The sequence below is a fragment of the Trabulsiella odontotermitis genome (genome assembly GCF_030053895.1).
Classification (GTDB): Bacteria; Pseudomonadota; Gammaproteobacteria; order Enterobacterales; family Enterobacteriaceae; genus Trabulsiella; species Trabulsiella odontotermitis_C.
In genome coordinates this window covers 1,263,442-1,288,964 of record NZ_CP125781.1, presented here as the reverse complement: position 1 = coordinate 1,288,964, position 25,523 = coordinate 1,263,442, and the positions used below count along the sequence as shown (strand labels likewise).

Sequence of the window (25,523 nt, the reverse complement as noted above, 5' to 3'; positions counted from 1 at the left end):
AGGAAAGGAATATGCTCGGTCGTTACCTCGCACCGGCTTTGCTGGCAACACTGTTTCTGACAGGCTGTCAGTCGCCGCAAGGAAAGTTTTCGCCTGAACAGGTCGCCGCGATGAAATCGTATGGCTTTAACGAGCTTAACGGTGACTGGTCACTTGGGCTTTCAGATAAAATTCTGTTCGGTAAAAACGACTACACGCTGAACGACAGCAGCAAACAGCAAATCGAAGGCATGGCGTCACGTCTCGCCACCACCGGCATTACCCATGCGCGCATGGATGGTCACACCGATAATTACGGCGAAGACAGTTACAACGAAGCGCTTTCCCTTAAGCGCGCCAACATCGTGGCCGATGCCTGGGCCGAAGGCGCACACATTCCGCGCAGCAATCTGACCACCCGCGGACTTGGCAAACAGTTCCCGATTGGCAGCAACAAAACCGCGCAGGGCCGCGCCGAAAACCGTCGCGTCGCCATTGTCATCAGCGAGCCATAACACGCAGAGATAAAAAAAGGGCCAGCCTTTCGGCCAGCCCTTTTTAAACAGGATGTCGCCTGAGCGAATCTTAGTTAAGGCGCTCTTTGATACGAGCTGCTTTACCAGTACGCTCACGCAGGTAGTACAGTTTAGCTTTACGAACGGCACCACGACGTTTAACAGCAATGCTGTCAACTACCGGAGAGTGAGTCTGGAAGACACGCTCAACGCCTTCGCCGTTGGAAATCTTACGAACAGTGAATGCAGAGTGCAGACCGCGGTTACGAATAGCGATAACCACGCCCTCGAATGCCTGCAGACGTTTTTTGGAACCTTCAACAACCCATACTTTCACTTCCACGGTATCACCCGGACGGAAGGAAGGTACGTCCTGCTTCATCTGCTCTTGTTCAATTTGCTTAATAATGTTGCTCATAATTTAATCTCTTATCCTGGGTAAACTGATATTTGGGGGCGTTATGCCAACCCATCATGTTTATGTTGCTGTTGCGCGTGTTCCGTTTTGAACTCCGCCAGCAACTTTGCTTGCTCTTCAGTCAGAGCCAGGTTTTCCAGAAGTTCAGGTCTTCTAAGCCAGGTACGGCCCAGCGACTGCTTCAAACGCCAGCGACGAATCTCGGCGTGGTTGCCTGACAGTAACACTGCCGGGACCTCCATGCCTTCTAACACTTCAGGACGAGTATAGTGTGGGCAGTCCAGTAATCCATCAGCAAAGGAATCTTCCGTTGCTGAAGCTTCATGCCCCAGTACCCCCGGAATGAACCGGGAAACCGAGTCAATCAGCGTCATTGCTGGCAACTCACCACCGCTGAGAACGTAATCGCCGATAGACCATTCTTCGTCAATCTCGGTTTGAATTACGCGCTCGTCTATTCCTTCGTAGCGACCACACACCAGAATCAGTTTATGATTCGTGGCCAGTTCGCTGACGCCTGCTTGATCAAGCTTGCGTCCCTGAGGTGACAGATAGATCACCTTAGCGCCTTCACCTGCCGCGGCTTTTGCTGCATGAATGGCATCCCGTAAGGGTTGCACCATCATTAACATCCCCGGTCCGCCGCCGTAAGGACGATCGTCCACGGTACGGTGCCGGTCGTGCGTGAAGTCACGAGGACTCCAGCTCTGGATGCTCAGCAGGCCATTTTTTACTGCCCGGCCAGTTACCCCGTAGTCGGTAATCGCGCGGAACATTTCAGGAAACAGGCTGATTATGCCAATCCACATAGCGCCGTCTTTTACCGGTAATCCGGAGGTTTAAAAACCAGGATCCCAATCTACTTCAATCGTTTGAGTAGTGAGATCGACTTTCTTGATAACCTGCCCATCGAGGAACGGAACCAACCGCTCCTTGATACCAAACGCATCTTTCAGGTTTGCCTTAATGACGAGAACGTCATTCGACCCGGTTTCCATCATATCGATGACTTTACCGAGGTCGTAGCCTTCTGTGGTCACTACCTGGCAGCCCATCAGGTCTTTCCAGTAGTAGTCACCCTCTTCCAGCGGCGGCAACTGCGAGGAATCTACGACAATTTCACAATTGGTCAGCAGATTCGCGGCATCGCGATCGTCAATGCCTTTCAGCTTAATGACGATATCCTGATTGTGGTGACGCCAGCTTTCCAGCTCGACTTCTTGCCACTGACCCGCCTTCTGGATAAACCAGGGCTGATAGTCAAAAATGCTTTCGGCGTCTTCAGTGGAGGAAAACACTCTGAGCCAACCACGAATACCGTATGAAGACCCCATTTTCCCCAATACGATCGGTTCGACGGGTGCTTGTGCGGTGAGTTGCTTGCTCATCATGACCACCGTGACAGATTAAGCTGCTTTGTTTGCTGCTTTGATAAGCGTTGCAACGCGATCGGAAACAGTCGCGCCCTGGCCAACCCAGTGAGCGATACGATCCAGATCCAGACGAGTTCCTTCTTCCGCGCCAGCGGCGATCGGGTTGAAGAAACCAACGCGCTCAATGAAGCGGCCGTTGCGTGCATTACGGCTGTCGGTGACAACAACCTGGTAGAACGGACGCTTTTTAGCGCCGTGACGAGCTAAACGAATAGTTACCATAACATCCTCTTGTGTGAATAAAACAACCGGGCCCCATCGAGGAACGGAGCCCGGTGTCATATTAAAAGCCCGAAAATTTTACTGATTTTTGGGAAAATTGCAATCAGCAGTTAATAAACCGTGATCTCAAGGGCCGTCGGCGTTGCAGCCAGTTTGGCGCCGGCGTGCGCGCAGAAAGCGGAGCGTACACGTAGTACGTGAGCATTTCGAGCACACCCCGGTACCAAAATGGCAAATAAGCCAGGCCTGTTAACGCCCCGGGAATCCCGGAGGCATCATCCCTTTCATATTCCGCATCATCTTCGCCATCCCGCCCTTCTTCATTTTCTTCATCATGCGCTGCATGTCGTCGAACTGTTTCAGAAGGCGGTTAACGTCCTGCACCTGCATACCGCAACCGGCAGCAATACGGCGCTTACGGGATCCTTTGATGATTTCTGGTTTGGCGCGCTCTTTCAGCGTCATGGAGTTAATAATCGCCTCCATCCGTACCAGCACTTTGTCATCCATCTGTGCTTTTACGTTGTCGGGGATCTGCCCCATGCCAGGCAGTTTGCCCATCAGGCTCGCCATGCCGCCCATATTTTTCATCTGACGAAGTTGCTCAAGGAAATCGGTCAGATCAAAGCCGTCGCCTTTTTTCAGCTTGCTCGCCAGCTTCTCCGCCTGCGCGCGGTCGACTTTGCTCTCGATATCTTCGATCAGCGACAGCACGTCGCCCATGCCGAGAATACGGGAGGCGATACGATCCGGGTGGAACGGCTCCAGCGCTTCGTTTTTCTCGCCAACACCGAGGAATTTAATCGGCTTACCGGTGATGTGTCGAATAGACAGCGCCGCACCGCCACGGGCGTCGCCGTCGACTTTAGTCAACACGACGCCGGTCAGCGGCAGCGCTTCGTTGAACGCCTTCGCCGTATTTGCGGCATCCTGACCGGTCATGGCATCGACCACGAACAGCGTTTCTACCGGGTTGATCGATGCATGAACCTGCTTGATTTCATCCATCATCGCTTCATCAACGTGCAGACGACCGGCGGTATCCACCAGCAGCACGTCGTAGAATTTCAGCTTCGCCTCTTTCAGCGCCGCGTTAACGATATCAACCGGTTTTTGCCCCACGTCAGAGGGGAAGAAATCGACACTAACCTGCTGCGCCAGGGTTTCCAGCTGTTTGATCGCCGCCGGGCGATAAACGTCCGCTGAAACCACCAGCACTTTCTTTTTATGCTTCTCGTGGAGGAACTTACCCAGTTTTGCGACGCTGGTTGTTTTACCGGCCCCCTGCAGGCCGGCCATCAGCACCACTGCCGGTGGCTGTGCTGCGAGGTTCAGGCTCTGGTTTTCCTCACCCATCGCCGCAACCAGTTCGTCACGAACGATTTTGACGAACTCCTGTCCTGGCGTCAGGCTTTTGTTGACCTCGTGACCTACCGCTTTTTCTTTCACGCGATTGATAAAGTCACGCACGACCGGCAGCGCAACGTCAGCTTCCAGCAGCGCCATGCGCACTTCACGCAGGGTCTCTTTGATATTGTCTTCAGTAAGGCGTCCGCGACCGCTGATATTACGCAGCGTACGCGACAAACGATCGGTTAAATTATCAAACATTGTCTCTCGCCTGAGGTGGAAACGTTCAGTCGCTGATGCGACAAAAAGCCAGAAATTTGCCGCAGTATAACACGACACAACCTGAGATGTGATGCAACGGTTGGAGCAGACGATTCCTGACGGTATACTGATTCTCTTTCTTATCCAGCAAACCGTTGACACCTATATGCCTGTTTTTGCCCTGTTAGCTCTGGTCGCTTACTCTGTCAGCCTCGCGTTGATCATTCCCGGTTTGCTGCAAAAAAACAGCGGCTGGCGGCGCATGGCGATTCTTTCCGCCGTTGTCGCGCTTATCAGCCACGCTTTTGCGTTGCAGGCGCGCATTTTCCCTGGTGGCGAAAGTGGGCAGAACCTGAGCATCCTGAACGTCGGCTCGCTGGTAAGTTTGCTGATCTGCACCGTGATGACCATCGTCGCCTCGCGCAATCGCGGCTGGTTGCTGTTGCCGATTGTCTACGCCTTTGCGCTGATCAACCTGGCGTTAGCCACGTTCATGCCCAATGAGTTCATCACGCATCTTGAAGCCACACCGGGCATGATGATCCACATCGGCCTGTCGCTGTTCGCCTATGCGACGCTCATCATCGCCGCGCTGTATGCCCTGCAACTCGCCTGGATCGACTATCAGCTGAAAAACAAAAAGCTGGCATTCAGTAACGACATGCCGCCGCTGATGAGCATTGAGCGAAAAATGTTTCACATCACCCAGGTCGGCGTCGTGTTGCTCACGCTCACACTCTGCACCGGCCTGTTTTATATGCAGAATCTCTTCAGCATCGAAAATCTCGATAAAGCTGTCCTTTCCATCATCGCATGGTTTGTCTATATCGTATTGTTGTGGGGCCACTATCATGAAGGCTGGCGCGGTCGTCGCGTCGTCTGGTTTAACGTAGCGGGCGCCGGATTGCTGACGCTGGCCTATTTTGGCAGCCGTCTTATCCAACAATTCGCGGGTTAAGCGATAAAGGAATTCCGTCTTGGAACATATCTCAACCACTGCGCTGATCATCACGCTGATCATCATGGTGGTCATTTCCGCCTATTTCTCCGGTTCCGAAACCGGCATGATGACGCTGAACCGCTACCGGCTGCGTCATCTGGCCAAGCAAGGCAACCGCCCGGCGAAGCGCGTAGAAAAACTGCTGCGCAAACCTGATCGCCTCATCAGTCTGGTTCTGATTGGCAATAACCTGGTTAACATTCTGGCCTCGGCGCTCGGCACCATCGTCGGGATGCGGCTGTATGGCGATGCGGGCGTCGCGATCGCCACCGGGGTATTAACCTTTGTGGTGCTGGTGTTTGCCGAAGTACTGCCGAAAACCATCGCCGCGCTGTACCCGGAGAAAGTCGCCTTCCCGAGCAGTTTTCTGTTAGCGCCGTTGCAGATATTAATGATGCCGCTGGTCTGGCTACTGAACACCATCACCCGCATGCTGATGCGTCTTATGGGGATCAAAGCCGATACGGTCATTAGCGGCGCGCTCAGTAAAGACGAGCTGCGAACCATTGTTAACGAATCACGCTCGCAAATTTCCCGCCGTAATCAGGACATGCTGCTGTCGGTGCTGGATCTGGAAAAAGTCAGCGTCAACGACATCATGGTGCCGCGCAATGAGATTGTCGGCATCGACATCAACGACGACTGGAAATCCATCGTCCGCCAGCTCACTCATTCCCCGCACGGGCGCATTGTGCTCTACCGTGATTCGCTGGACGACGCCATCAGCATGTTGCGCGTGCGTGAAGCCTACCGGCTGATGACCGAGAAAAAGGAGTTCACCAAAGAGGTGATGCTGCGTGCGGCGGATGAAATCTACTACGTGCCGGAAGGCACTCCGCTCAGCACACAACTGGTGAAATTTCAGCGTAATAAAAAGAAAGTGGGACTGGTCGTTGATGAATATGGCGATATTCAGGGGCTGGTCACCGTGGAAGACATCCTGGAAGAGATTGTCGGTGATTTCACCACCTCAATGTCGCCATCGCTGGCGGAGGAAGTGACACCGCAGAACGACGGCTCGGTGATTATCGACGGCAGCGCCAACGTACGCGAACTCAACAAAGCATTCAACTGGCATATGCCGGAAGACGAAGCCCGTACCATTAACGGCATGATTCTGGAAGCGCTGGAAGAAATCCCGGCAGTCGGTACCCGCGTGCGCATTCATCAGTACGACATCGATATTCTCGACGTACAGGACAACATGATTAAGCAGGTGAAAGTGGTGCCGGTGAAATCGATTCGGGAGAGCGTGGCGGAATAAATGTGGTAGGCCGGGTAAGGCGAAGCCGCCTCCCCGGCACTACGGCGGCGAATTAGCCTTTCGCCTTCGCGACGGTCACCATCGCAGCGCGGATCGTGCGACCATTAAGGGTGTAACCTTTCTGCATTACGCCAAGCACGTTGCCCGGGGTAACATCGTCAGATTCCACCATCGCAATCGCCTGATGCACGTTTGGATCCAGCGGTACGTTCGTTTCCGCGATGACCTCAACGCCAAATTTGCGTACCACATCCAGCATCGATTTCAGCGTCAGCTCAATACCTTCCACCATCGCGGACATGTCCGGATTAGCCCTGTCGGCCACTTCCAGCGCGCGATCGAGGCTGTCGATGACCGGCAGCAGCTCGTTGACGAATTTTTCCAGCGCAAACTTATGCGCTTTTTCAACGTCCAGTTCGGTACGACGACGCAGGTTTTCCATCTCTGCTTTGGCACGCAGCAGCGCGTCACGTTCACGATTCTGCGCTTCAGCAAGCTGAGCTTCCAGATTCGCAATTTGTTCATCGCGCGGATCCACCTGCTCAGCAGACGCATCAGGCTCTACGGCCTCAACCTCATCATGCTGTTCCTTGATAATTTCTTCCGGGGCTTGCCCGTCAGGCGTTTTCTGTTCTTTACTACTCATGAATTTCTCCGCGTTTTTTCGTATTCGTCTCGCTAACATCGCTTATTATGGGGATCAGTTTCCGGGATTCAAGGGAAGCGGACATATTGTCATCATACATTTGGTACAAGGACTCGAGAAAATGAACAATCATTTCAAGTGTATTGGGATTGTAGGACATCCGCGTCACCCTACCGCGTTGACGACACATGAAATGCTGTACCGCTGGCTCAGTACTAAAGGGTATGACGTCATCATTGAGCAACAGATCGCGCGTGAGCTGCAACTGAAAGATGTCCGCACCGGTACGCTGGCGGAAATCGGTCAGCAGGCTGATCTGGCAGTGGTGGTCGGCGGCGACGGCAATATGCTGGGCGCGGCCCGTACGCTCGCGCGTTACGACATCAAAGTGATTGGTATTAACCGCGGCAATCTCGGTTTTCTGACTGATCTCGACCCGGACAACGCGCATCAGCAACTCGCCGATGTACTTGAAGGCCATTACATCAGCGAAAAACGTTTTTTGCTGGAAGCGCAGGTATGCCAGCAGGACTGCCAGAAACGCATCAGCACAGCTATCAATGAAGTGGTGCTCCACCCCGGCAAAGTGGCGCATATGATCGAGTTCGAGGTGTATATTGATGAGACCTTTGCGTTCTCGCAGCGCTCTGACGGCCTGATCATCTCAACGCCCACCGGCTCCACGGCCTACTCGCTTTCGGCGGGCGGCCCCATCCTGACGCCACAGCTAGATGCCATTACGCTGGTGCCGATGTTCCCGCATACGCTGTCAGCACGGCCACTGGTCATCAACAGCAGCAGTACCATCCGCCTGCGCTTTTCCCATCGCCGCAGCGATCTTGAAATCAGCTGCGACAGCCAGATCGCCCTGCCGATTCAGGAAGGTGAAGATGTGCTGATCCGCCGTTGCGATTATCACCTCAATCTGATCCACCCTAAAGATTACAGCTATTTCAATACATTAAGCACCAAACTGGGCTGGTCAAAAAAATTGTTCTGATTTTGAACAAGGGGCTTTACTGTATAAAAAACCCGTTTATACTGTATGAAAACACAGTTATGGTTTTTCATACAGGAAAACAACAATGCTGGCACAACTGACCATCAGTAATTTCGCCATCGTGCGTGAGCTTGAAATCGATTTTCAAAGCGGTATGACGGCAATCACCGGCGAGACCGGTGCAGGTAAATCCATTGCTATTGATGCCCTGGGGTTATGCCTGGGTGGGCGCGCCGAAGCGGATATGGTCCGCGCTGGCGCCAGTCGTGCCGACCTTTGCGCGCGCTTCTCCTTGAAAGATACCCCTGCCGCCTTGCGCTGGCTCGAAGAGAATCAGCTCGACGACGGACGTGAGTGTTTACTTCGCCGCGTCATTAGCGCTGACGGGCGTTCGCGTGGTTTCATTAACGGCACTGCCGTTCCCCTGTCGCAGTTGCGGGAGCTGGGTCAGTTACTGATTCAAATTCACGGTCAGCATGCGCACCAGTTACTCGTCAAACCGGAGCATCAGAAAGCGTTGCTTGACGGCTATGCCGGTGAGGCCACGCTTACGCAGCAAATGAGCGACCGCTACCATCAGTGGCACCAGAGCTGCCGTGATCTGGCACAGCATCAGCAGCAGAGCCAGGAGCGCCTCGCCCGCGCGGAACTGCTGCAATACCAGTTGAAAGAGCTCAATGAATTTCACCCGCAGCCGGGCGAGTTCGAACAGATCGACGAAGAGTACAAGCGCCTGGCGAATAGCGGCCAGTTGCTAACCACCAGCCAGCACGCGCTGGCGATCCTTGCCGATGGCGAAGAGGTGAACCTTAACAGCCAGCTCTACGCGGCAAAACAGCTGGTCAGCGAGCTGGTCGGTATGGACGGCAAACTCTCCGGCCTGCTGGATATGCTGGAAGAGGCCTCCATCCAGCTCAGCGAAGCCAGTGACGAACTACGCCACTACTGTGACCGACTGGATCTCGACCCGAACCGTCTGTTCGAACTTGAGCAGCGCATTTCTCGTCAGATCTCGCTGGCGCGCAAACACAATATCAGCCCGGAAGAACTGCCCGCGTTTCACCAGTCTCTGCTGGATGAACAGCAGCAGCTTGACGATCAGGCAGACTCTCAGGAAACCCTGAGCCACGCCGTGGCCCAGCATCATCAGCAAGCGCTGGACGCCGCGAAACAGTTGCATACGCTGCGCCATAACAGTGCGCAGGAGCTGGCGCAGCTGATCACCGAAAGCATGCACTCGCTGTCAATGCCGCACGGCCTGTTCACCATTGATGTCGAGTTTGATGCAAAACACCTCACGGCAGAAGGCGCCGATCGCATTGAATTCCGCGTGACCACCAACCCCGGGCAGCCGTTACAGCCAATTGCGAAAGTAGCCTCTGGCGGCGAACTGTCGCGCATTGCACTGGCGATTCAGGTGATCACCGCGCGTAAAATGGAAACCCCGGCGCTGATTTTCGATGAAGTCGACGTGGGTATCAGCGGCCCGACTGCCGCCGTTGTCGGAAAACTGCTGCGCCAGTTGGGCGAATCCACTCAGGTGATGTGTGTCACCCATCTGCCGCAGGTAGCAGGTTGCGGTCATCATCATTTCTACGTCAGCAAAGAAACCGACGGCGAAATGACAGAAACACACATGTTGCCGCTCGATAAACGCGCGCGTTTGCAGGAGCTGGCGCGTCTGCTCGGCGGCAGCGAAGTCACCCGCAACACCCTCGCAAATGCGAAAGAGTTGCTGGCAGCGTAAACTTTTTTTGCTTCTCAGAGTCTGAGTTCACAATAAAAACGCCGTTAGACCTGCCGGCAGAGGTTTTAAACTGACTAAAGGTCTATTATCATCGGCATATTACATATGAGCCGCGCGCTGCTCGGGCCCGAAAAGGAATCAAATCACTATGCGCTGTAAAATGCTGACTGCTGCCGCAGCGGTTCTTCTGATGATGACCGCAGGCTGTTCCACTCTGGAGCGAGTGGTTTACCGTCCTGACATCAACCAGGGTAACTATCTGGCACCTAACGACGTATCAAAAATTCGTGTCGGTATGACGCAACAGCAGGTTGCTTATGCTCTGGGTACACCGATGATGTCTGATCCGTTTGGCTCTAATACCTGGTTCTACGTGTTCCGTCAGCAACCAGGTCATGAAAACCCGACTCAGCAAACCCTGACCCTGACCTTCAGCAGTGCTGGTGTGTTAACGAACATCGATAACAAACCTGCCCTGACCAGTCAGTAAGTATTCAGAAATGCAAAAAGCGCTCACTGAGCGCTTTTTTTATGGCCGATAACCCCGGGATTACTGCCCGGCGGATTTCTCTGCCCGCTGGCGACGTAACTCTTTTGGGTCGGCAATCAACGGGCGATAAATTTCCACACGGTCGCCATCATGCACTTCGTCATGCAGCTTAACCGGTCGACTAAAAATACCGGTCTTGTTTTTACTGAGATCGATATCCGTACGCAACTCAAGAAGCCCGCTGGCGATAATCGCCTGCTCTACTGTCGCCCCTTCATCCACTGTCACGCGCTGCAAATATTGCTTTTCCGGCAGCGCATAGGCGACTTCTACCGTAATCTTACCCGGCACTGTAAACCTCTTTTGCACGGACCGTGAATGCCTGCACCATGTTGGCGGCCAGCTCTTTGAAGATACGGCCAAACGCCAGCTCAATGAGCTTATTGGTGAATTCAAAATCGAGATGAAACTCAATCTTGCAGGCTTCCTGACTTAACGGCGTAAACTTCCAGCCCCCCATCAATGATTTAAACGGGCCATCGACGAGATGCATCAAAATGCTTTGATTGTTGGTCAGCGTATTGCGGGTGGTGAATGTTTTGCTGATCCCGGCCTTAGAAACGTCCACCGCCGCTGTCATCTGCGTCGGGCCAGACTCCAGTACGCGACTGCCGGTGCAACCCGGTAAGAACGCAGGATAGGATTTCACATCATTCACAAGCTGATACATTTGTTCCGCGCTGTAAGGCACCAGCGCAGTCCGGCTAATCTGAGGCATAGCAATTTCCATGATCAAACACCGGCCAAATTGTAGCATTTATCCTCTGTTAAAGACACGTTCAGCCTTAACTCGTGCTAAGATAGCGCATCACACCTCGCAGGAAAGATCGGGGTAAATCTGTATCAGAATAGCGATGACTTCAGGACATTATGACCAAGAAAAAAACCCACAAACCTGGATCAGCCACCATTGCGCTGAATAAACGCGCCCGTCACGAATACTTTATCGAAGATGAATTCGAAGCAGGCCTCGCACTGCAGGGCTGGGAAGTGAAGTCCCTTCGCGCGGGGAAAGCCAACATTGGCGACAGCTATGTGCTCCTGAAAGAAGGTGAGGCTTACCTGTTTGGCGCTAACTTTACACCGCTGGCGGTGGCCTCCAGCCACTACGTCTGTGATCCCACCCGCACCCGTAAGCTACTGCTGAATCAGCGCGAACTGGATACACTCTATGGCCGCGTTAATCGTGAAGGCTATACCGTTGTAGCGCTGTCGCTGTACTGGAAAAATGCCTGGTGCAAAGTCAAAATTGGCGTGGCTAAGGGTAAAAAACAGCATGATAAACGTTCAGATGTGAAAGAACGTGAATGGCAGGTGGATAAAGCGCGTATCATGAAAAATGCTGGCCGCTAAAACACACATTTATTTTCCGGCTATTTCTATTTAAGGAATAGCCGAGACTCCCTAAGTAAAATTAATTAATAACATCCTCTCTTTAAAGCCGTTTTACCCTTGCCATTTTCCGTCTGCGGAATTGCATAATCTGATGCCATTAAATATACGATATATTACTTACCAACTACCTGCCATCTTCCCTGCTTTATTTTGCCCTACCGCTTATTTATTTTAATCACAATCACACCCCTAAACACACGCAAAATACAGGGATATACTGAAATAGTTTAGTATAGCAATTAGTCAACACCACTCTCATCTACAAGATAAAACCTTAATATTCAATATGTTAATCACAACATGTATAACCATCAGGAATATTCCGTGTTAGTGATAGCGCACATTTATCGCTTATTTCACTGTAGCTTAACTCATCATACACTTTATTTAATTTCAGCTTCATTTGCGCTTTTCATATTTTCTGGCTATATCATTTTTAACCATCAATATTAAAAGAAAAATCTATGCCTCTGACACTCATATAACGTTAGTTATTCATCACATAAAAGTTTCAGCAAAAATGCAAAAACCACCCTGTCCAGGGCGGTCGCTCTCTTATTGCTATTTGCTTACCGAAAGAACCCAGCGTTCATCAGATTGGAGTGTGATAACGATGCGTCCAGTATCCATTATCTCTAAAGTGACCGGTGTCTCTCAGCAAGTTGAATCTTCTGTCATTACCCTGAATTCGTCTTCGATCGTTAAACTCCAGCTTGAACGTTCGGATATCGCCAGTATTGCCCGCTCGAACCAGGACATGATTATCACCCTGCACTCTGGTGAGACGATCACCATCAGGAATTTTTACGCGTCGTCAGAGCTGGGTGGTAGCCAGCTGGTGCTGGAAGACAGCCAGGGCGCGCTCTGGTGGGTAGAGGATCCCGACACTGCACTCCAGTTTGAACACATTGACGATATCAATGCTCTGCTGGTGACGGAATCAGGGAGTGAAGCCGGTGGCGCGCTCTGGCCCTGGGCGCTGGGCGGGATCGCTGTCGCGGGTGGGATTGCCGCCGCAGCCTCCACCGGCGGTAGCGGTGGTAGTTCAGAGGACAATGGTTCCGATAACGGCGGTGACGGCGCGGGTTCAGGTGACAGCAACGACACCACACCGCCCGGCGCACCGACGAACATGAACATCTCCAGCGAAGGAACGACGGTAACCGGCAACGCAGAACCGGGCAGTATGGTGATTATTAAAAATGCTGAGGGCACGGTATTAGGCAGCGGCAGAGCAGACAGCAATGGCAATTTCGCCATTGAGCTGAGTAAACCCCATGTGAGCGGTGAGCAACTGACGGCCACGGCGACTGACGATGCCGGCAATGATGGTCCGTCCGCCAATATCAACGCGCCAAACATTCCATTCCCGCAAACGCCGGTCATCGACGGCGCGCAGGACGACGTTCCCGCACAAACCGGTGAGTTAACACAAAACCAGTTCACAAACGATGCTCGCCCGGCACTGTACGGCACCGCAACCGCACTTTCCGTCGTTCACATTTACGATAACGGCACGGAGATTGGTTCCGTCAGAGCGGACGCTGACGGCAGCTGGAATTTTACGCCATCAGCACCGTTGAGCGATGGCAACCATGCCTTCACAGTTATTGCAACCAACGTGAAAGGGGAAAGCCAGCCTTCCGGCAGTTTTACGCTGAACGTTGATACCGACGTCCCGGATGCGCCTGCCATGACCGCACTCATGGACGACGCAGGTCCCGATGCAGGCGCCATTGCGGCTGATGCGATCACGGACGACAGCACCCCGACACTTTCCGGCACCGCCGAAGCGGGCAATATCATCACGATTTATGATAACGGTCAGCCCATCGGCAGCGTCACCGTCGACAACCAGGGGAACTGGAGTTTCACGCCCGGCACACCGATGGTCGACGGCACGCATCAGTTTGGCGTCTCGCAGACGGATAAAGCAGGCAATACCAGCCCGGTAACGCAAGGCGATACGTTCTACGTTTACACCACCGCACCTGTTGCGCCGACAATGAACGCCGTTGTGGACAACGCAGGTAATGTCACCGGCGCACTGACGGATAATCAGCCCACCGATGACAACACCCCCACCTTCAGCGGCACGTCGCAGCCCGGCGTGACGGTTCAGATCTACGATAACGGTAACGCCATCGGCTCAGTGGTGGCTGACAGCGAGGGGGACTGGAGCTTCACGCCGCAACCGCCGCTGGCAGAAGGGAACCATGAAATTACCGTTACGGCAATCAACCCGCTCGGCGAAAGTGATCCCACGGACGCGTTCACACTGATTGTCGATACCTTTGCGCCTGATGCGCCTGCGGGTTTCACCGTTACCGACAACGTGCCGGATACGGTCGGTCCGCTGCAGAACGGGCAGACCACCAATGACACGACACCCACGCTGGCGGGAACCACAGAAGCCAATGCCATCATCAAGGTTTACGACAACAGCGTGCTGGTGGGGCAGACTACGGCAGACACGCAGGGCAACTGGAGCTTTACACCCTCTTCTGGACTGAGTCAGGGGTCGCATTCGCTGACAGTCATCGCGACCGATGTCAGCGGCAACGCCAGCCCGCCATCAGGCGCCTTTGTGGTGGTCATCGACACCACGCCACCACAAATACCTACGATCACCCGGGTGACTGACGATATGCCGGGGGTTCTCGGTACCGTCGCGAATAACGGCCTGACCAATGACAACACACCGATGATCAGCGGCTCCGGCGAGCCGGGATCGGTGGTGAAGCTTTATGATGGCGACACACTGCTCACCAGCATCACCGTCGGCACTTCAGGTACCTGGAGCTATCAGGTCACCACACCGCTGGACGATGGCGAACATTCGTTCACCGTAACCGCCAGCGACAGCAACGGCAACACCACCGCGCCGTCGTCCGGGTTTACAGTGACTATCGATACCGGCGCACCAGCAACGCCTGCCATTGATACAGTCAAAGACGACGCAGGTACTACGCTGACTGACGCGCAACTGACGGATGAAACGCAACCGCAACTGAGTGGCACCGGTGTCGCTGGCTCGACCATCACTGTTTACGACAATGGCGATTCCCTCGGCACCGCCATAGTTGATGATGATGGAGCATGGACTTTCACCCCGGAAACGCCGCTGGGTGACGGCTCGCATACCCTGACCGCCACCGCTACCGATCCGGCAGGCAACGAAAGCGGCGAAGCGAGCTTCACCTTAACGGTTGACGGCACCGCACCGGACGCGCCACTCATCGACTCAGTCACCATTGTGGTGGGTGGCAATGGCATGGCACTGGACAGCGGCGGCGCCACGAACGACCAGCGCCCCACGCTCTCAGGCGAGGGGGAAGTGGACTCTGTCATAACGATTTATAACAACGGCAACGAGATTGGCAGCACCACTGTCGGCAGTAACGGGCAATGGACCTTCCAGCCCGCTACCGATTTGCCGGAAGGCAATAACGTGCTGACGGCAACGGCGACCGACCCGGCAGGTAACACCGGAGAGCTTTCCGGCAGCTATACCGTCGTGGTCGATTTGACCGCACCAGACAAACCGGCGGTTCCGACGATCACTGACAATGCCGCTCCCGGTACTGGTATTGTGGGCAATAATGGCGCCACCAATGACACGACACCCACGATCAGCGGCACCGGCGATGCCGGAAATCTGATCACGATCTACAACGGCAACACGCCCATCGGTTCAACCCAGGTCGACAGCAACGGCAACTGGAGTTTTACCCCTTCCCCGGCACTGCCAGAGGCCAGTTATACACTGACGGTGAAAGAAGCCGATCCGGCAGGCAACACTAGCGTGGCATCAGACCCTATCACCTTTACCATCGATACCACGCCGCCTGCAGCACCCGTCATCAGTGACGCTGACGACAACGTTGGTACACCCGCGACGATTACCAGCGGCGGCACCACCGATGATGGCACCCCGACGATAAACGGTACCGGTGTAGATGGCAGCATCGTGACACTGTACAACGGCACCACGGTGATTGGCGAAGCGACCGTGACCAACGGCGAGTGGTCGATTACCACCACCACCCCACTACAGGATGGTACCTGGACGCTGACCGCCGTGGCGCGTGATCCCGCCGGGAACAACAGCCCCGTCTCTGGCGACTTTACGTTAACCGTGAACACCGTACCGCTCACCGCGCCGGTACTGACTGATGTCATTGATAATCTGGATCCGCAGACAGGTTCCCTGGCTGACGGAGCGTCAACCAACGACAATACGCTCACCTTCAACGGTACTGGCAAGCCGGGCAGCACGGTGTTGATCTATGATACAGACACCACCACCCCTTTCGACAGCGTCACGGTCAACCAGGACGGCAGTTGGACATGGAGCCCGGTACTGAGCGAGGGAGAACATACCTTCAGCTTTGGCGCGGAAGACAACGCGGGTAATACGCTGCCGCCGACAAACTCCATCACACTAACGGTGGACACGCTGCCGCCACCGCCGCCGACCGTTGTGAATGTCGATGCTAACGGCACGCTGATCAGCGGAACCGCAGAAATCGGCAGCACAGTTATCATTACCGATAGTACCGGAACCGAGCTCGGCAGAGGTTTGACGGATACTAACGGTGAGTTCAGAGTGACGATTAACCCGGCACAACTTAACGGTGAGGCGCTGAACGCAGTCGCGCAGGATAAAGCGGGGAATGAGGGGCCGTCCACTGGCTTTAACGCTACTAACACCCCCGGTGCCGTTCAGCCGCCAACGCTGGACGTGGTCACCGATGATGTCAACCCGAATTCCGGCCCGCTTGGTAATGGCGACAGCACCAACGATACGCTGCCGACCCTTAGCGGAGAAGCGCTGCCTGGTGCCATCGTCACCATCTGGCTGGATGGCGCCAGACTGGATTCCGTCACCGCCGACAGCAATGGCGACTGGCAATATCAGCTCACGGCACCGCTTGACGACGGTCCACATCGTTTCGCCGTCAGCCAGACCAACAGCGGCTCATCGCCGGACTTTACGATTACGGTAGATACTGCGGTACCGGGCGTGCCAGTACTTAACGCGATCATTGATGATCAATTGCCAGTTACCGGGGCGATCGCCAGTGGTGGCACCACTAACGATACGCGTCCGACTCTGTCGGGAACCGCTGAACCGGGATCGGTACTGACGATTAATGATAATGGCACGGCCATTGGCTCCATTACGGTTGGTCCTGGCGGTAACTGGGTCTTCACGCCGACTACGCCGCTCGGTGACGGGCCGCACAACATCACGCTGGTTGCGACCGACAGCGCGGGCAATGTCGGCGCTCCATCGACCGGTTTTAACTTTAACGTCGATACCGCAGTGCCTGCCACGCCTGCGCTCCCCACCGTCACGGATGATACCGGCACTACACCCGTAGCGCTGACCACCGGCGATCCGACACGGGATACCGTCCCGACGCTCAGCGGCACCACTGATGCCAACGCCACGGTACAGATTTACGACAACGGCACGCTGATCGGCACGGCCACCGCAGACAACAACGGCAACTGGAGCTACAGCGGCACTACGTTTGCTGATGGCAGCCATCCGATCACCATCAAAGTGACTGATCCGGCGGGCAACACCAGCGCCACTTCGCCCACCTTTACACTGGTGGTGGATACCACTGCACCCGTAGCACCGACCATTACTTCGGTAGTGGACGATCGCCCTGGCGTCACCGGCCCGTTGACCAGCGGCCAGGTGACCAACGACACACAACCGGCTTTAAGTGGTCGGGGTGAAGCAGGCGCCACACTAACCATTCTGGACGGCAGCACAGTACTGGGTTCTGTCACCGTACAACCGGACGGTAGCTGGACTTTCACCCCGCTCACCCCGCTGGCGAGCGGCAACCACAGCTTTACCGTCACCGCCACCGATACGGCGGGGAATACCAGCGCGCCATCCAGCGCCTTTACCGTCGTGGTCGATATCACCCCACCAGCAGTGCCAGTGATTACCGGCGTGACGGACAACACCACGCCCCACACTGGCGCAATAGCCGACGGCGGCACGACCAACGATACCCGTCCGGTGCTGAACGGCACTGGAGATGTTGGATCGGTCATTACGCTTTACAGTGATGGCGTGGTGCTCGGCTCCACCACTGTCGGCAGTGACGGTAACTGGACGTTCCGCCCGCCGACAGCGCTGACCAACGGTTCGCATGATTTCACCCTGACCGCCACCGATGCCGCAGGCAACACCAGTGGAACGTCAGCCGACTGGACAGTCCGGGTCGATACCATCGCGCCAGCGGCACCGGTTATCAGCAGCATTGTTGATAACACAGGCAGTGTCACCGGGCCAGTCACCGGCACACAACCGACTAACGATACCACCCCGACGCTGAATGGCACGGCGGAAGCCAACGCCACCGTCACGATTTTCGATGGCGGCACGCAGATGGGTCAGGTGCAGGCGGATGCTAACGGCAACTGGACCTTCACGCCAGGCACCGCCCTCGGTGAAGGCAACCACGCGTTCACTGTCTCGGCCACCGACATCGCAGGGAATACCAGCGCGCCTTCCGCGATTACCACTATCGCCATTGATACCACCGGGCCTGCCGCGCCGGTTGTGCTCGCGGTGAACGATACCGGCACGCAGGTGACCGGGACGGCGGAAGCAGGCAGTACGGTGACGATCACGGCGGCTGATGGCACCGTGCTGGGCACCGCCACTGCTGACGGAACGGGTGCCTTTACGGCAACGCTTATCCCGGCGCAGACCAACAGCGAAACGCTGTCGGCCACCGCCACTGACCGGGCAGGCAACACCGGCACGTCCACCAGCTTTACTGCACCGTCCACCGGGATCCCGGCTATGCCGGTTATCTCCAGCGTGCTGGATGATGTCGCTCCGGTGGCAGGCAGCGTGGCAAAAGGTCAGAGCACTAACGATACCCTGCCTGAACTCCACGGTACCGCCCAGGCAGGCGTCGTCGTCACGCTGTATGACAACGGAGCATTGCTCGGCAGCACCACCGCCGATGCGCAAGGCAACTGGAGCTTTACGCCGTCAACCGCGCTGGATAACGGCGTGCACAGCTTTACCGCCACCGCGGCCAACGTGAACGGCACCAGTGCGCCCTCACAGGCGTTTGGCATCAACGTGGATACCGTCCTCCCGGACGCGCCAACGGCGACGGTCAGCACTGATGGCAGTGCAATCAGCGGTACCGCCGAAGCCAACAGTACCGTGACGGTAACCCTGCCTGGCGGCGCCACCCTCACCGCCACTGCCGACGGCAGTGGCAACTGGACAGCCACGTTGCCGACCCGCCAGATTGACGGGGAAAGCCTCACCGTCACGGCGACCGATGGCGCGGGCAACGTCTCGCCACCGTATACGGCTACCGCGCCCGACCTGCCGCTGGCGGCAAACGACAACGTTGTCAACCTGCCGCTGGTCACCGACGCCGAAGTCACCACGCAGCACTACGATGATTACGGCGTCCTGCTGGTCGGCGCGCTGGGCAACGTGGCCTCGGTGCTGGGGAATGACACCGCTCAGGTGGAATTCACTATCGCCGATGGCGGCAGCGGTAACGTCATCATCAATGCCGCCGGTACTGGCGTGGTGCTGTCATTGTTAAGTTCTATGGAGATCCTGGTGCAGGTGTACGACACCAACCTGCAAATGTGGACCACCTACGCCGACTCCACCGATCCACGCTTCCTCAACCTGCTGACGCTTGGCGCCTCCGGCGTCACGCTGAATCTGGAAGGCTTGCCTGGCGGTAGCTATCGCGTACTGAGCTACAACACTGATCTGCTGGCTACCGGCTCTTACACCAGCCTCGACGTCACCGTGGACCAGACCAGTGCCGGGACGATCACTGGCGGCACCAGCGAAACCGGCAACGTGATCAGCGATATCGATCCGAACAGCGGACAGGATAACGCCCCGACCGGCACGGTGGTGACGTCCATTACCGACGCCAGCGGCACGACCATCACCGTGCCGTCAGGCGGTATTGATGTGCAGGGGAATTACGGCACGCTGCATATCAATCAGGATGGCAGCTACACCTACACCCTGACCGATACGTCGGCGACGGTGTTGGGCAGAACAGAAAGTTTTACCTATACCATCAGCCAGAACGGCAGCAACGCATCGGCGAATCTTGTCGTAACCCTCGGCGCGGGCGCGACGGCCAGTAGCGTGACCGCGGCAGATGACAGCACGTCACTGGTATTTGATACCGACGTGTCGGCAGTGAATAATGGCGCTTCGTCGCAGGGCGGCTTTACCGTCGTCGGCGTCAACCTGGGCAACGTACTGAATGCTAACGTGCTGGACGATCTCAGCAACCCGATTATCTTCGACGTTGAAGAGGGATCCACCCGTACCATGACGCTGCAATCCAGCGTCGGTGGCGTGGCGCTGGCGTCGTCGTTCGACCTTTATATCTACCGTTTCAATGATGCCACACAGCAATATGAACAGTATCGCGTGGTGGATAACTGGCTAAATGCCCCGCTGCTCGGCGGCCAGTCAGATCCGTTAACCCTGACGTTGCCGGGCGGTCAGTATCTGTTCCTGCTCAACACCGCCAGCGGTATTTCGGTGCTGACGGGCTACACGCTGGATGTGATCGCGGATCACACCTACAACGTCGACAGCGTCAGTGCGACGACGTCGGGGAACGTGCTGACCAACGACGCCCACAGTGGTGGCGCGACAGTCACCGAAGTGAACGGGCATCTTGTCTCTGCTACCGGTTCCACGACGCTCGACGGGTTGTACGGCACGCTGACGATCGATGCCGCAGGCAACTACACATACACACTGAAAAGCGGCGTCGGCGCCGACAGCATCAAAACGCCGGACAGCTTTGTCTACAAGATCACCGGAGCTAATGGCGATACCAGTACCGCGACGCTGAATATCACCCCGACGCCGCACGGTGTGGATGCGGTCAACGACACCAGTAGCGTTATGGCGGTCACCACGCTACAGGACACTTCGCAGCCGTTTACCGACAGCAGCGTTGGCACCGTAACCTGGACGTCATCGCTGCTTAATCCCACTACCGCCACCGGTAACGGCACCATTGATATTACCGCTGGCTCGGCGGTGAAAGATGTGATCCTGCATTTCCAGATTGCCTCGGCACTGGCACTGGGCGGATTGACAGTAAACTGGACGATCAAAGACGGCAGCACCATCGTCGCCAGCGGCAACTTCAGCGGCGGTTCGCTGCTGGGCGGTGCAATTGATGTCACCGTGCCGGGTCTGGAGCTGCACTCCGGCAGCTATACACTGACCTATACCGGCAACGTCGGCGCATTGTCCATTGGCAGCATCACCATCACCCCGAGCGTCAGAGGCACGACTATCGATCTCGATAACTTCGAGAGCGCTGGTACCAATACCGTCACCGGCAATATCTTCGATGGCAGCGGTTCGACGGGAGCGGCCGATCAGCTCGCCAGCGTACATACCCTGCTGACGGTCAACGGCGCTGGCGGCAGCACCGCCACGCTGAATCCACTGACCAGCAGCAACGCAGAAGCCACCATTAACGGCCTCTACGGCAGGCTGACTGTCGGCGTTGACGGTCATTACACCTATACACTCAACAACGGCGTTGCCATTTCGACCATCACCCAGAAGGAGACGTTCACCTACACGCTCAACGATCAAAATGGTCACACCGACAGCGCCACGCTGACCATCGACATGAACCCGCAGACAGTCAGCACCGCCCAGGCCGACAGGGTCGTTGGCAGCGTCTACGGCGACACGCTGATTTATCACCTGCTCAGCAGCAATGACGCCACCGGCGGCAACGGCACCACCGACAGCTGGAGCAACTTCTCGCTGACGCAGGGCGACAAGATAGATATTGGCGACCTGCTGGTGGGCTGGAACGGGCAGAATTCCTCGCTCGGCAACTACCTGACGGTCTCCGCCAGCGGCAACAACACGGTGATTTCCATTGACCGCGACGGTACCGGCTCGACGTACCACGCGACTAACCTCGTGACACTGGAAAACGTTCACACCACGCTCGATGAGCTGATTCAACAGAACCACATTGTGACCTGATAAGACCGACGGCAGCCCCGGACGCACGTACGTCCGGGGCGCTGAAAACAACGTAATCAGCTTTCTTAGGGACAATTTATGGGAAAATTACTGCCTGCCAGTTGCTGGCTGGCAAGCTGTCTGTGCGTGGCGCAGGCGACTTATGCCGATGACGAACCGCAGCGTATCACGACGCAAGGGCTGGCCGGGCAAGAACTCCCCGCGCTGGATGGCTCCTCCACATTAAAGCTGGACGCGGCGCCGCCGGGAATACTGACGTTAAATGAGGCGGTAAATCGGGCAGTCAACTGGCACCCGTCGATCAACGAAGCAATTGGTAAATTGTGGGCGCAAACTGAACAGGTAAACGTCGCGAAAGCAAAATACTACCCGCAGATCAGCGCCGGAATGAACAACGGCTACTCCAACACCTATCTCGATCACGGCTTTAGTCCGTCGCTGGTGTTGTCGCTGTCGCAGATGCTTTATGACTTTGGCAAAGTCGACAGCCAGGTGCGCGCAGAGAGCGCTGGTGTCGCGCAGCAGCAGGCCAATGTGCTGGTCAGCATCGACAGCGTTGGTCACGACACCGCCATCGCCATGGTGCAGGTACAAACCTGGCAGCAGATGGTGGCGATTGCTGAAGAACAACTGGACGCGCTGAACGCCATCGGCAAACTGACGCAGCAGCGCAATGATGAAGGCGCCACGTCCCTTTCAGATGTCGTGCAAACCGATGCCCGCATTGAATCTGCCCGTTCTCAGCTGATTCAGTATCAGGCCAGTCTGGAGAGTACACAGGCGACGTTAATGAGCTGGCTCGGCTGGGATAATCTCAACGCCATCAGCGATGAATTCCCGCAAAAGCTCGGCAAAAGCTGCGATATCGCCCAGCCAGATGACCGCCTGGTGCCTGCAGTGCTTGCCGCCCGGGCACAGGCGAATGTGGCGAAAGCCAATCTCGATTATGCTACAGCGCAGATGACCCCCACCATTTCGCTGGAGCCGCAGGTACAGCATTACCTCAACGATAAATACCCCAGCCATGACGCGCTCGATCGCACCCAGTATTCCACCTGGGTTAAAGTCGAAATGCCCATCTACCAGGGCGGCGGCCTGACCGCACGGCGCAACGCCGCCACTCATGCGCTGGACGCGGCACAGTCTGGCATCAAACGTACCCGCCTCGATGTACTGCAAAAGCTGATGGAATCCCGCAGTGAAGCGCTGAATCTGCTCGGCGCGTTGCAGGTATTGCAGCGTCAGGAGACGCTGAGCGAGCGCACCCGCGAGCTGTATCAACAGCAGTATCTTGACCTCGGCTCGCGCCCGCTGCTCGATGTGCTCAACGCTGAACAGGAAGTTTTTCAGGCGCGTTTCGCGCAACAACAGACGCTCAGCCAGCTCCATCAGTTGCAGCTTAACTGCCTCTACAACAGCGGCAAGCTGCGTAATGCCTTCGGCTTAGAAAACCGCAGCATTCAGTCCGTGGAGATCCAGCCATGACCCACACGTCCCCGCCCGTTGAAGAATTGCTGACCGAACGCGCGCTCAGCCACTGGGCGCTGGCGATAAGCCATGTCGCTGCGCATTACCGCGTGGCCTGTTCGCCCGGCACATTACAGGCCAACGCGCCGTGGTTTAAAGATAAAGGCATGCATTCTGCCCTGACGCAGCTGTCGCGCCAGGCGGGTCTGTCGTTCCATCAGTTAACGCCATCAACGGAGGCGATTTCCCAGTGGCGACTGCCGGTGGTGGCCTCGCTGAACGACGGGCAACTGGTGGTCATCGAGCATTTTGACGGTCAGGAAACCGTGGATATCTGCCTCATCGACCACGAACAGCGCACCAACCGCCTGCCGCTTGACGCGCTGCTGGCGGAGATCCGCTTTATCGCCGTACTGCGCCCGCTTTCGGCGTTACGGGACCGCCGCGTGGACGCTTATGTGACCCGCTTCAGCCCGGACTGGATGAAAACGCTGGTGCTGGACGACTGGCGCCCGTACGGCCCGGTGATGCTGGCAGCGTTTCTGGTGAACGTGCTGTCGCTTTCCGGGATCCTGTTTTCGATGCAGGTCTATGACCGGGTGATCCCGGCGCAGTCATACCCGACGCTGTATGTACTGGCGACGGGCGTGCTGGTGGCGGTGATTTTTGGCTTTCTGCTGAAAGTAGCGCGCAGCCATATTATGGATGTGATCGGCAAACGGGCGGACATGCGGATTTCCGATCGCGTATTCGGTCATGCGCTACGGCTGCGCAACAGCGCGATTCCGCGATCGACTGGCAGCTTTATTTCACAACTGCGCGATCTGGAGCAGATCCGCGAAATGATCACCTCCTCGACGATGTCGACGCTCGTCGACCTGCCCTTCTTTTTCCTGTTCATTGTCGTGCTGGCGATCATCGCGCCGCCGCTGGCGTGGATTGCGCCTGTTGCGGCAATCCTGATGGTGCTTCCCGGCCTGCTACTGCAAAAGCGGCTGGCGCTGCTGGCGAACCAGTCTGCCCACGAAGCCTCGCTGCGCAACGCCGTGCTGGTGGAGAGTGTACAGGGGCTGGAGGACATCAAACTGATGCAGGCGGAAAACCGTTTTCTGCAACAGTGGAACAGCTACATTCGCATCACCGCGGAGTCCGGCCTGCGCACCCGCGAGTTGACGCAGGGGCTAATCAGCTGGGGGATGACCATTCAGAGTCTGGTTTACACCGCCGTTATTCTCTTCGGCGCGCCGATGGTGATTGACGGCGAACTGACCACCGGTTCGGTGGTGGCCGCCTCAATGCTGGCATCACGCATGATCGCGCCGATGGCGAATCTCTGCGGCGTGCTGGCCCGCTGGCAGCAGGTGAAGGCAGCCAAACAGGGGCTGGACAGCATCATGCAACTCCCGACGGAAACCGGGCGCGATGAAAACCTCGTCCATCAGGCGATTTTTCACGGACATTATCAGTTTGAAAACGCGCAGTTTCGCTATCACAGCGAAGAGCAGCGCATTCCGCTGCGGATTTCACGCCTTGAGATCCTGCCTGGCGAACGCGTTGCGCTGCTCGGGCGCAATGGTGCGGGAAAATCAACGCTGTTGCAGGCGCTGGCGGGTGGCATGGAGACCGTCAGTGGCGACGTACGGCTGGATAACCTCAGCATGGCGCACATCGACACCGCCGATCTGCGGCGCAACATCGGTCTGCTCAGCCAGAACGCACGGCTGTTTTACGGCACGCTGCGCGAGAACCTGACGCTCGGCGCGCCGCACGCCAGCGATGAGGCGATTTTTGAGGTGCTGGAAATCAGCGGTGCCGACAACTTTGTCAAGCGCTTAGAAAAAGGACTCGATCACCCGATTATGGAAGGCGGCGCGGGGTTGTCGGGCGGGCAACGGCAATCGATTCTGCTGGCGCGCATGCTGCTGCGCTCGCCAAATATTGTTCTGCTTGATGAACCCACAGCGTCGCTCGACGACTATACCGAACGGGAATTCATCCAGCGCATCACCCCATGGTTGGGCAACCGCACGCTGATTGTCGCCACCCACCGCGTGCCAATCTTAGACCTGGTCGATCGCGTGGTGGTGCTGAAAGAGGGCCAGGTGGTGATGGATGCGCCAAAAGCGCAGGCGATGAACAACAGCCGGATGGCAGCGCAGTCCAGTACTCGGGAGTGGAAAAATGAAAACCAGTCTGCATGATGCCGC

18 protein-coding genes are annotated in these 25,523 nt (G+C 56.2%); 10 read left to right on the top strand and 8 right to left on the bottom strand.

The window, feature by feature from the left end:
* The first annotated feature begins 11 nt into the window (after positions 1–11).
* Complete coding sequence (locus QMG90_RS06220; RefSeq protein WP_283283020.1) at positions 12–494, top strand: OmpA family protein; 483 nt, start codon at positions 12–14, stop codon at positions 492–494.
* A gap of 70 nt (positions 495–564) precedes the next feature.
* Here the strand turns inward: QMG90_RS06220 and rplS are convergent, their stop codons facing one another.
* The 5 genes from rplS to ffh form a co-directional block, all read right to left on the bottom strand.
* Complete coding sequence (gene rplS, locus QMG90_RS06215) at positions 565–912, bottom strand: 50S ribosomal protein L19 (protein ID WP_002437770.1); 348 nt, start codon at positions 910–912, stop codon at positions 565–567.
* A gap of 41 nt (positions 913–953) precedes the next feature.
* Complete coding sequence (gene trmD, locus QMG90_RS06210) at positions 954–1,721, bottom strand: tRNA (guanosine(37)-N1)-methyltransferase TrmD (RefSeq protein WP_283283019.1); 768 nt, start codon at positions 1,719–1,721, stop codon at positions 954–956.
* A 30-nt stretch (positions 1,722–1,751) separates the two neighbouring features.
* Positions 1,752–2,300, bottom strand: coding sequence for a ribosome maturation factor RimM (gene rimM / locus QMG90_RS06205; RefSeq protein WP_283283900.1), 549 nt, complete (start codon positions 2,298–2,300; stop codon positions 1,752–1,754).
* Positions 2,301–2,318: 18 nt separating this feature from the next.
* A complete protein-coding gene (gene rpsP / locus QMG90_RS06200; protein ID WP_038157309.1) occupies positions 2,319–2,567 on the bottom strand; it encodes a 30S ribosomal protein S16 in 249 nt (82 codons plus the stop codon).
* A gap of 249 nt (positions 2,568–2,816) precedes the next feature.
* Positions 2,817–4,178: a signal recognition particle protein gene (gene ffh / locus QMG90_RS06195; protein WP_038157311.1), complete on the bottom strand. Its 1,362-nt coding sequence runs from the start codon at positions 4,176–4,178 to the stop codon at positions 2,817–2,819.
* A gap of 166 nt (positions 4,179–4,344) precedes the next feature.
* Here ffh and QMG90_RS06190 point away from each other — a divergent pair, with 166 nt between their 5' ends.
* Both QMG90_RS06190 and QMG90_RS06185 read left to right on the top strand, forming a co-directional pair.
* Complete coding sequence (locus tag QMG90_RS06190) at positions 4,345–5,136, top strand: cytochrome C assembly family protein (protein WP_283283899.1); 792 nt, start codon at positions 4,345–4,347, stop codon at positions 5,134–5,136.
* 19 nt (positions 5,137–5,155) lie between these two features.
* On the top strand, positions 5,156–6,442 hold the full coding sequence (locus QMG90_RS06185) for an HlyC/CorC family transporter (protein WP_283283018.1): 1,287 nt from the start codon (positions 5,156–5,158) through the stop codon (positions 6,440–6,442).
* Between the two features lie 52 nt (positions 6,443–6,494).
* Here QMG90_RS06185 and grpE read toward each other — a convergent pair whose 3' ends face one another.
* Positions 6,495–7,088 (bottom strand): nucleotide exchange factor GrpE, encoded by a 594-nt coding sequence (grpE, locus tag QMG90_RS06180; RefSeq protein WP_283283017.1) that lies wholly within the window; start codon positions 7,086–7,088, stop codon positions 6,495–6,497.
* Between the two features lie 121 nt (positions 7,089–7,209).
* Here grpE and nadK point away from each other — a divergent pair, with 121 nt between their 5' ends.
* The 3 genes from nadK (at position 7,210) to bamE (ending at position 10,325) form a co-directional block, all read left to right on the top strand.
* Positions 7,210–8,088: an NAD(+) kinase gene (gene nadK / locus QMG90_RS06175; protein ID WP_038157349.1), complete on the top strand. Its 879-nt coding sequence runs from the start codon at positions 7,210–7,212 to the stop codon at positions 8,086–8,088.
* An 85-nt stretch (positions 8,089–8,173) separates the two neighbouring features.
* Positions 8,174–9,835, top strand: coding sequence for a DNA repair protein RecN (gene recN / locus QMG90_RS06170; protein ID WP_283283016.1), 1,662 nt, complete (start codon positions 8,174–8,176; stop codon positions 9,833–9,835).
* A 148-nt stretch (positions 9,836–9,983) separates the two neighbouring features.
* Positions 9,984–10,325 (top strand): outer membrane protein assembly factor BamE, encoded by a 342-nt coding sequence (bamE, locus tag QMG90_RS06165; RefSeq protein ID WP_054177792.1) that lies wholly within the window; start codon positions 9,984–9,986, stop codon positions 10,323–10,325.
* Between the two features lie 60 nt (positions 10,326–10,385).
* Here bamE and QMG90_RS06160 read toward each other — a convergent pair whose 3' ends face one another.
* The gene (locus tag QMG90_RS06160) at positions 10,386–10,676 is read right to left on the bottom strand and encodes an RnfH family protein (RefSeq protein WP_054177791.1); all 291 of its coding nucleotides are present in this window, start codon (positions 10,674–10,676) and stop codon (positions 10,386–10,388) included.
* Positions 10,666–11,103 (bottom strand): type II toxin-antitoxin system RatA family toxin, encoded by a 438-nt coding sequence (locus QMG90_RS06155; RefSeq protein WP_200906033.1) that lies wholly within the window; start codon positions 11,101–11,103, stop codon positions 10,666–10,668. Before QMG90_RS06155 ends, QMG90_RS06160 begins: the two co-directional genes overlap by 11 nt.
* Before the next feature lie 152 nt (positions 11,104–11,255).
* Between QMG90_RS06155 and smpB the strand changes: the two genes are divergently transcribed.
* The 4 genes from smpB to QMG90_RS06135 all read left to right on the top strand — a co-directional run bounded on the left by smpB (position 11,256) and on the right by QMG90_RS06135 (position 25,517).
* A complete protein-coding gene (gene smpB, locus QMG90_RS06150) occupies positions 11,256–11,738 on the top strand; it encodes an SsrA-binding protein SmpB (protein ID WP_038157326.1) in 483 nt (160 codons plus the stop codon).
* 655 nt (positions 11,739–12,393) lie between these two features.
* Positions 12,394–21,849, top strand: a complete 9,456-nt coding sequence (locus QMG90_RS06145) for a BapA/Bap/LapF family large adhesin (protein ID WP_283283015.1) — start codon at positions 12,394–12,396, stop codon at positions 21,847–21,849.
* A gap of 78 nt (positions 21,850–21,927) precedes the next feature.
* On the top strand, positions 21,928–23,334 hold the full coding sequence (locus tag QMG90_RS06140) for a TolC family outer membrane protein (protein WP_283283014.1): 1,407 nt from the start codon (positions 21,928–21,930) through the stop codon (positions 23,332–23,334).
* On the top strand, positions 23,331–25,517 hold the full coding sequence (locus QMG90_RS06135; RefSeq protein WP_283283013.1) for a type I secretion system permease/ATPase: 2,187 nt from the start codon (positions 23,331–23,333) through the stop codon (positions 25,515–25,517). The genes QMG90_RS06140 and QMG90_RS06135 overlap by 4 nt, the downstream gene beginning before the upstream one ends.
* Positions 25,518–25,523 lie beyond the last annotated feature (6 nt).

What these genes read in the sequence shown, in the direction of transcription:
- QMG90_RS06220 (WP_283283020.1), top strand. Translation starts at nt 12, where the DNA reads ATGCTCGGTCGTTACCTCGCACCGGCTTTGCTGGCAACACTGTTTCTG.
- rplS (WP_002437770.1), bottom strand. Translation starts at nt 912, where the DNA reads ATGAGCAACATTATTAAGCAAATTGAACAAGAGCAGATGAAGCAGGAC.
- trmD (WP_283283019.1), bottom strand. Translation starts at nt 1,721, where the DNA reads ATGTGGATTGGCATAATCAGCCTGTTTCCTGAAATGTTCCGCGCGATT.
- rimM (WP_283283900.1), bottom strand. Translation starts at nt 2,300, where the DNA reads ATGAGCAAGCAACTCACCGCACAAGCACCCGTCGAACCGATCGTATTG.
- rpsP (WP_038157309.1), bottom strand. Translation starts at nt 2,567, where the DNA reads ATGGTAACTATTCGTTTAGCTCGTCACGGCGCTAAAAAGCGTCCGTTC.
- ffh (WP_038157311.1), bottom strand. Translation starts at nt 4,178, where the DNA reads ATGTTTGATAATTTAACCGATCGTTTGTCGCGTACGCTGCGTAATATC.
- QMG90_RS06190 (WP_283283899.1), top strand. Translation starts at nt 4,345, where the DNA reads ATGCCTGTTTTTGCCCTGTTAGCTCTGGTCGCTTACTCTGTCAGCCTC.
- grpE (WP_283283017.1), bottom strand. Translation starts at nt 7,088, where the DNA reads ATGAGTAGTAAAGAACAGAAAACGCCTGACGGGCAAGCCCCGGAAGAA.
- nadK (WP_038157349.1), top strand. Translation starts at nt 7,210, where the DNA reads ATGAACAATCATTTCAAGTGTATTGGGATTGTAGGACATCCGCGTCAC.
- recN (WP_283283016.1), top strand. Translation starts at nt 8,174, where the DNA reads ATGCTGGCACAACTGACCATCAGTAATTTCGCCATCGTGCGTGAGCTT.
- bamE (WP_054177792.1), top strand. Translation starts at nt 9,984, where the DNA reads ATGCGCTGTAAAATGCTGACTGCTGCCGCAGCGGTTCTTCTGATGATG.
- QMG90_RS06155 (WP_200906033.1), bottom strand. Translation starts at nt 11,103, where the DNA reads ATGCCTCAGATTAGCCGGACTGCGCTGGTGCCTTACAGCGCGGAACAA.
- smpB (WP_038157326.1), top strand. Translation starts at nt 11,256, where the DNA reads ATGACCAAGAAAAAAACCCACAAACCTGGATCAGCCACCATTGCGCTG.
- QMG90_RS06145 (WP_283283015.1), top strand. Translation starts at nt 12,394, where the DNA reads ATGCGTCCAGTATCCATTATCTCTAAAGTGACCGGTGTCTCTCAGCAA.
- QMG90_RS06140 (WP_283283014.1), top strand. Translation starts at nt 21,928, where the DNA reads ATGGGAAAATTACTGCCTGCCAGTTGCTGGCTGGCAAGCTGTCTGTGC.
- QMG90_RS06135 (WP_283283013.1), top strand. Translation starts at nt 23,331, where the DNA reads ATGACCCACACGTCCCCGCCCGTTGAAGAATTGCTGACCGAACGCGCG.